This window comes from Methylobacterium sp. WL8 (genome assembly GCF_008040045.1).
Taxonomy (GTDB): domain Bacteria; phylum Pseudomonadota; class Alphaproteobacteria; order Rhizobiales; family Beijerinckiaceae; genus Methylobacterium; species Methylobacterium cerastii.
This window is the reverse complement of record NZ_VRVF01000167.1, coordinates 1-2,252: the sequence shown is the minus strand read 5'-3', so window position 1 is coordinate 2,252 and position 2,252 is coordinate 1. Positions and strand designations below refer to the sequence as shown.

Genomic DNA, 2,252 nt, shown 5'->3' with positions numbered 1-2,252 from the left:
GTCTCGTCCGCCGGATCGCCGCGCCTGCGCGGCGGCGAGCAGCCGCTCTACAAGATCCCGAGCACGGTGGAGACCGTCACGGCGGCCGACCTCGACATCGACCGCGGCACCTTCAACGCGGTGGCGACGCTGGCGCGGCGCACGCCCGGCCTCAACCTGTCGGACTCGCAGGGCAACTCGAACCGCACCGACGTGAACTACCGCGGCTTCCAGGCGTCCCCCGTGCAAGGCGTGCCGCAGGGGCTCGCCGTCTACCAGAACGGCGTGCGCATCAACGAGGCCTTCGGAGACACCGTCCAGTTCGACCTAATCCCGCCGACGGCGATCCAGCGCATCGACATCGTCACCGGCAACCCGGTTTTCGGCCTCAACGCGCTCGGCGGCGCGGTCAACATCCAGATGAAGAACGGCTTCACCTGGCAGGGCGCGGAGGTCACCGCGCTCGGCGGCTCCGACGGCCGCATCGCCGGCGGCCTCGAATACGGCAAGGTGATCGGGCCGTGGAGCTTCTACTTCAACGGCGACGGCCTCAACGACCGCGGCTGGCGCTACGAGAGCCCCTCGACGATCGGCCGCCTCTACACCGACCTCGGCTACCGCACCCTCGATTCCGAGTTCCACCTGATCGGCGGCTTTGCGCGGACCTTCTTCGGCGCGGCGGCCGCGACCCCGGTCGACTTCACCCACGTCGACCCGCGGGCGATCTTCACCTACCCGCAGACCACGACGACCGAGATGGGCACGATGCAGCTGACCGGCCGCGTCGACATCTCGCCGACCTGGGACCTGGCCGGAAACGCCTACTTCCGCCGCTTCAGCAACACCTACGTCGACGGCAACGACGGCAACTTCGAGAACTGCAGCCGCCAATCGAGCAACCGCGGCTTCCTCTGCTTCGAGGATGACGGCTTCGCGCCGGCCGCGGGCCAGTCGCAGCTCGCCTTCCGCAACCAGTTCACGATCCTCGGGGCGAACAACCAGCGGATCCCGTTCACCGCGGGCGTCCCCTACGGCACGCTGGACGTGACCAAGACCGAGGCCACCGGCTACGGCGGCTCGCTGCAGGCGGCCAACCGCGACAAGGTGTTCGGCTTCGGCAACAGCTTCGTCGTCGGCGGCAGCATCGACGTGGCCGAGTTCAGCTTCAAGTCGTCGAGCACGCTCGGCGTGATCAACCCGGACCTGCGCGTCACCACCGATCCGAACAACCCGTATTATGGCACCGTCCCCGGGCTCGGCACCACGCAGCTGCGCACCGCCGCCGCGCTCGGCATCGCGCCCTCGAACGTCATCGGCTCGAACCTCTACATGGGCCTCTACGCCACCGACACGTTCGACGTGACCGACGCGCTGTCGCTCACCGCTGGCGCGCGCCTGAACTTTGCCCGCCTGACGACGACCGACCAGACCGGCTTCTCGCCGGACGTGAACGGGACCTACTACTACAACAAGATCAACCCGTTGGCGGGCTTGACCTACCGCTTCACCCCCGGCCTGTCGCTCTACGGCGGCTACTCGGAATCGAACCGCGCACCGACGCCGCTGGAAGTCGCCTGCTCCAACCCGGACCGGCCGTGCCTCCTGCCGAACTCGCTGGTCGCCGACCCGCCCCTGAAGCAGGTCACCGGCCAGACCTACGAGGTCGGCGTCCGCGGCCAGATCCCGAATTTCTATGACGGCGGCCTCGTGACCTACAAGGTCGGCGCCTTCCGCACGGACCTCGCCAACGACATCATCCAGCTCGCGACGCCGGGCAACGCGGCGCGGGGCTACTTCGTCAACGTGCCGGCGACCCAGCGCCAGGGCATCGAGGTCGCGGGCGAATACACCCGCGGCGACCTCTCGGTCTACGCCAACTACGCGCTGATCGACGCCACCTTCCAGTTCGACGGCACCCTGTCCTCGCCCAACAACCCGCTCGCCGACGACGGCGCGATCGCCGTCCGCCGCGGCAACCAGGTGCCGCTGATCCCCAACCACCAGTTCAAGGTCGGCTTCGACTACCTCGTCCTGCCGGGCTGGCGCTTCGGCATGAACCTCCAGGCCTTCTCCTCCGCCTACTATCGCGGCGACGAGTCGAACCTGAACCCGAAGCTGCCGGCCTACCTCGTGCTCGGCCTCAACACGACGTACCAAGTCACGCCGAACCTTCAGGTTTTCGGTCTGATCACCAACCTGACCAACAACCGCTACGCCAACTTCGGCACCTTCGCCGAGCGCGGCCCGATCGCCGGCAACCTGACCATCAACGA

Annotated in this window: 1 protein-coding gene; it reads left to right on the top strand. The window is 67.9% G+C overall.

Annotation, left to right across the window (positions count from 1 at the left end):
- The coding region (locus FV234_RS25655; RefSeq protein ID WP_147832423.1) for a TonB-dependent receptor at positions 1-2,252 on the top strand (2,252 nt) is incomplete at both ends.